This is a genomic window from Frankia sp. AiPa1, from assembly GCF_023243075.1.
In the GTDB taxonomy this organism is placed as follows: Bacteria; Actinomycetota; Actinomycetes; order Frankiales; family Frankiaceae; genus Frankia.
Map to the genome: position 1 here is coordinate 1 of NZ_JALKFZ020000070.1, position 5131 is coordinate 5131.

Below are 5131 nucleotides of genomic sequence, written 5' to 3' on the forward strand. Positions count from 1 at the left end.
GCGCGGGCCACGGCGGCGCCCCGCCCGCCCGCGCCGGCACACCCACCCGCGGGGGACTGGCCAGCGTCGTCGTCGACTGCGAGACCGGCATGATCCGCCTGGGCCTGGCCGCCCGCCTCGCCACCGCCCTCGGCGCGGCGACGATCCCCCTCGACGACCTGCCCCTGCTGCACCCCACCCCGAAGGAACCCCGATGAGCCCGCAGGGAACACCGGCCTCGATCCCCGACGACGGGCTGACGACCCGGGCCCGCCGCGGCCAGCCGCTGCTGATCGTCCACACCGGCGACGGCAAAGGAAAATCGACGGCCGCGTTCGGACTGGCGCTGCGCGGCTGGGCCCAGGGCTGGCCGATCGGCGTGTTCCAGTTCGTCAAGTCCGCGAAATGGCGCATCGGTGAGGAACGGGCCCTGGAAACCCTCGGCGCCTCCGCCGAGGGCGGCAGCGTCACCTGGCATCGGATGGGCGCCGGCTGGAGCTGGATCCAACGACGCGTCGACCCCACCGGCGACCCGGCCGCCGCCGCCGCCGAGGGCTGGGCGCAGATCCGCCGCGACCTCGCCGCGGCGACCTACCGGCTCTACGTCCTCGACGAGATGACCTACCCGCTGCGCTGGGGCTGGCTCGACCTCGACGAGGTCGTCGACACCCTGCGCGCCCGCCCCGGGTGCCAGCATGTCGTCATCACCGGCCGCGGCGCCCCCCAGCCGCTGCTCGACGCCGCCGACCTCGTCACCGAGATGACCAAGATCCGCCATCCGATGGACGCCGGCCAGAAGGGCCAGAAAGGCATCGAATGGTAGGCGACCCGCCCGGCCCGGCCGCACCGCACCCGCACGAGCCCGCCCCAGCCGGCCACCGGGATGCCACCCGGGGCAACGCGACCCGGGGCGACGCGACGCGCCTGGACCTGCCCCGCCTGGTCCTGGCGGCGCCGACCTCCGGCGCCGGCAAGACGACGGTGGCCACCGGGCTGATGGCGGCGCTGGTCACCCGCGGCCTGACGGTCAGCCCGCACAAGGTCGGCCCCGACTACATCGACCCCAGCTACCACGCGCTGGCCACCGGCCGGCCCGGCCGCAACCTCGACGCGGTCCTGTGCGGCCCCGAACGTCTGGCACCGCTGTTCGCCCACGCCGCCGCCGGCGCCGACCTCGCCGTCATCGAGGGCGTCATGGGCCTGTTCGACGGCGTCGCCACCCCCGACGCCGGGCAGGAAGCCGACCATGCCTCCACCGCGCACGTCGCCCGGCTCCTGCGCGCCCCCGTGGTGCTGGTCGTCGACGCCTCCGGAGCGTCGCGCTCGATCGCCGCGCTGGTCACCGGCTTTCGGATGTTCGACCCGCGGATCGCGCTGGCCGGGGTGATCCTCAACCGGGTCGGCTCGGACCGTCACCGCACGCTGCTCACCCGGGCGCTGGCCGGCATCGGCATGCCCGTGCTCGGCGCGCTGCCCCGCCAGAACGCCGTGCACACCCCCTCACGACACCTGGGCCTGGTACCGGCCGCGGAACGCCGCCCCGCCGCGATCGCCGCCGTCGACCGCCTCGGCCATCTGATCGCCACCTGGTGCGACCTGGACGCCCTGCTGCGCGTCGCCCGCGCCGCCCCACCCCTGCACACCACCGCCTGGAACCCCGCCGACGCCCTCACCAGCGCAGCCGCCCACGGTGCGCACGCGAGCACCGCCATCCGCCCCGGTACCGATCATCCCACCCACCTGGCCGCCTCCCCCCTCGCCGAACCCCGCGCCACCGCCGGCGCCGCCGCGGCGACCAGGACAGGCGAAACCCTTGGCCGCCCCGCCGACACCGGACTACCCGCCGGGCGGCCGCTGCGGGTGGCGATGGCCGGCGGAGCGGCGTTCACCTTCGGCTACACCGAACACGTCGAGCTGCTGCGCGCCGCCGGCGCCGAAGTGATCGGATTCGACCCGCTGCGCGAGGAGACCCTGCCCGCCGGCACCGACGCACTGATCCTCGGCGGCGGTTTCCCCGAAGAACACGCCGGCGACCTGTCCGCCAACACCCGGCTGCGCGCCCAGATCGCCGCCTTCGCCGCCGCCGGCCATCCGATCCACGCCGAATGCGCCGGCCTGCTCTACCTCGCCGCCACCCTGGACGGCGCACCCATGTGCGGGGTCCTCGACATCGCCGCCGTCATGGGCCCACACCTGACCCTGGGCTACCGCCAGGCGGTCGCGGCCACCGACAGCCCGCTCGCCGCCGCCGGGCGCGTGCTCGGCGGCCATGAGTTCCACCGCACGGTCCTGCTTCCCACGCCAGCCGGCGTCGCTCCCGCCCGCGGCGCGCCTCCCGCCTGGTGGCTGCCCGTGGCCGACGAGACCAGCACCGCCTGGCCTACCGTCCCCCCACCGGCCACGACCACCGCGGCGCAGCCGACCCGCTGGCGCACCGAGGGGTTCGTGGCCGGCCAGGTCCACGCCTCCTACCTGCACGTGCACTGGGCCGGCACCCCCGACGCGCCGCGGCGCCTGCTCGCCGCCGCCCACACCGCCCGCCAGGCCCATCACAGGCGGCAGGCGGGCCCCGACGCACCCACGACCGATGCCATCGACGCCGCCTGAGCCCCCCGCACCCCGCCGCGATCTGGTGATCGGCATGGGAGCCCGGCCCGGCGTGGACACGGCCGAGGTCCTCGCGCTCATCGACACCGCGCTGCGCGCGGTCGGCGCCACCGGGCACACCGTGCTGGCACTGGCCACCGTCACCGCCCGCGCCGGCGAACCCGGGCTGCGCGCCGCGGCCGCCCGCCACGGCTGGCCGCTGCTCGCCCATCCGCCCGATCTGCTGGCCACCGTCGACGTCCCACACTTCAGCGCCGCCGCCCGCGCCGCCCTGGGCACCCCCAGCGTCGCGGAGGCCGCCTGCCTGCTCCCCCCGAGAACCCGGCCACATCCGAACCCAGGCCCGAACCCGGCTGCCTCCCGCCGCCCACCGCCGGCAGTCCTGCTCCTGCCCAAGCGGACCAGCGCGCACGCCACGATCGCGATAGCCCGCCATCCACCCGCCGCGCCCTGACCCACCACCAGTGGGCCGGTCGGTGCTCACGGCGGGCAGCTCCATCGGCGCGCAACGCGGACACGGCCGTGGCCCCTGGTCTGCCAGGGCCGGAACAGACGTCGGCCGCGGCGCCGGTCGGCAACCCGGCCCCGCCCCGGGGTCGTCTAACCCGACTCCACGACGCCGAGGTCGCGGCGGCGGGCGGAGTCCAGATGCGGGGGCCAGACGGTGGCGGCATCCGCCCGGGCGCCGGCCAACCGGGCGCGGTCCAGGTTCGCCGTCGCCAGGTCGGCACCGCGAAGATCGGCGCGTCGGAAATCGGCGCCGGTGACGTCGGCACCAGCGAGCCAGGCGCCCCGCAGGTTCGTCCCGACGAAGCTCGCGTTCCCCGCGTTGACCGCGCGCAGGTCGGCGGCCTTCAGATCGCCGCCGTCGAGGACCGTGCCGGGCAGCCAGGCCCGGGCCAGATTGACATGTCGCCACTGGGCGCCGGCAAGGTGCGCGCGCGGCAGGTGAAGCCTGCGCAGATCGGTCCTGGACAGATACAGCGGCACCCCGCCGACCGCGCCCAGGCCCCCGCCACCCCCGCGGCCTCCCACGCCACCGAGAACGTTCATCGCCGCCTGCACGTCTGGCGCGGCCACATACAGCCAGGGCCGGTCGGTGTCCACCAGCGGCGTCGGATGATCCGGGCCGCCCGGCGACCCGACCGGCCACGGCGCGCGGCCGCGGACGAACGCCCCCAGCACCTGGGCGACCGCCGGACGGTCCGCCGGTGAGCTTCGCGCGAGCCGGCCCAGGGCGTAGATCCCGCCGAGGCGGACATCGAGGGTCTCGCTTCCCACCTGGTCGACGGCCCGGGTGAAACGTTCTGTCAGCTGCCCCTCGCGGCTGACCTGCACCTGCCGCCAGGTCGCCGCGCCGCCGAGCACGAGCAGCAGTCCGCCCAGGCCCTGCAACACGTCGGAACGGGCGTCGCCCCGCAGGTCGGACTGCGCCTGTTGCAGCTGGACCCGCGTCTGCGCGCTGCCGATCCCGCGCAGCTGGGCCGCGCTCAGCGGCGGATAGAGCAGCCGGGGAACGACGACCAGCAGGCCCACCACCACCGCCACCAGCACCACCGCCACCGCGGCGGCGAGCCCGACGTTGCGCCGGTTCACCGCGGCGGTGTCCGCGCGGCCCACCGCGGGGAGATCCACCGCTCGGACACGGCCACCTCGACTGCGCACAGTGCGACCACGGCCACCATCATGCCCGGTCCGCCCGCTCTGCCCTGAACATCCCGCACCGCCGGCCTTCGGCGGCCGTGGCTCCAGCCCACGCCGGCGCCCGCCAAGAGCAGTCGGACCAGCCCTCGGGCCGATGCGACCCCCAGGTGAGCTGTGGGTGCCGCTCCCAGCAAGCACCATGCTCGGCACGCCGAACTGGCGGGCCCCCGAGGGGGACCTCCCCGAGGGGACCGGTCAGGCTAGGCCGCTCCGGGCGCGGCGGTGGCGACCCGCGCCGCGGCGGCGGAGTCGTCCTCGGCGGCGCACAGGGCGGCGAGAACGTCCAGGGAGATGCCGAGGGTCGCGCCGAGCGCGGTGATCGTGAAGAACGCCGGGGTCGGGATCCGGCCGGTCTCGATCTTGCGCAGGGTCTCGGCGGACACACCGGCGCCGGCCGCCACCTCGGCGAGGCCGCGCGCGCCCCGCGCCTCGCGCAGCAGCACCCCCAGCCGCTCGCCGCGGGCCCGCTCCGCTGGGGTCAACGCCGTGCGCACCATAAGCCCATCGTAACGACCGGTATAGTTATCCGGTATAGTTATTGGCATTCTTCGTCGGGGTGCGAACCGGCGAACCGGCGAACCGGCCGAAGCCAGTCAGGACGGCGCCGGCGGGAACGACGACACCGACCAAGGACCGCGACCAAGGACGACGGCCGACCCGGCCAGGAGAGCCGACCCGGCCAGGAGAACAGTGGGGAGGCGCGTGATGGTCGAGATCAAAACACCGCAGGCGATCGAGGCGATGGCGGGGGGGGGGGGCCGGGGGGCCCGCGCCCCCCTCTGTTTTTTAAAAAATAAACCGCCGACCACAAACAAAATTTTTATATATATGTTTTCGCCCG

The 5131-nt window shown here is 75.4% G+C and carries 5 protein-coding genes and 1 pseudogene; 4 read left to right on the plus strand and 2 right to left on the minus strand.

Translation table 11 applies throughout. From position 1 onward, the window contains the following. From MXD95_RS07310 to MXD95_RS07325, 4 genes and pseudogenes are all read left to right on the plus strand, one after another. Nucleotides 1-197 (plus strand): annotated as a pseudogene (locus MXD95_RS07310) (hypothetical protein); the annotation flags it as partial. Continuing rightward, complete coding sequence (gene cobO, locus MXD95_RS07315) at nt 194-802, plus strand: cob(I)yrinic acid a,c-diamide adenosyltransferase (RefSeq protein WP_250639782.1); 609 nt, start codon at nt 194-196, stop codon at nt 800-802. The pseudogene MXD95_RS07310 and the gene cobO, both read left to right, overlap by 4 nt. Further along, a complete protein-coding gene (locus MXD95_RS07320; RefSeq protein ID WP_250639783.1) occupies nt 796-2586 on the plus strand; it encodes a cobyrinic acid a,c-diamide synthase CobB in 1791 nt (596 codons plus the stop codon). The genes cobO and MXD95_RS07320 overlap by 7 nt, the downstream gene beginning before the upstream one ends. 34 nt (nt 2587-2620) lie before the next feature. Further along, on the plus strand, nt 2621-3040 hold the full coding sequence (locus tag MXD95_RS07325; RefSeq protein ID WP_250639784.1) for a cobalamin biosynthesis protein: 420 nt from the start codon (nt 2621-2623) through the stop codon (nt 3038-3040). Nucleotides 3041-3186: 146 nt separating this feature from the next. Here MXD95_RS07325 and MXD95_RS28845 read toward each other — a convergent pair whose 3' ends face one another. Both MXD95_RS28845 and MXD95_RS07335 read right to left on the minus strand, forming a co-directional pair. Next, nucleotides 3187-4206: a pentapeptide repeat-containing protein gene (locus MXD95_RS28845; protein ID WP_250639785.1), complete on the minus strand. Its 1020-nt coding sequence runs from the start codon at nt 4204-4206 to the stop codon at nt 3187-3189. Nucleotides 4207-4490: 284 nt separating this feature from the next. Then, the gene (locus MXD95_RS07335) at nt 4491-4787 is read right to left on the minus strand and encodes a helix-turn-helix domain-containing protein (RefSeq protein ID WP_250639786.1); all 297 of its coding nucleotides are present in this window, start codon (nt 4785-4787) and stop codon (nt 4491-4493) included. Nucleotides 4788-5131 lie beyond the last annotated feature (344 nt).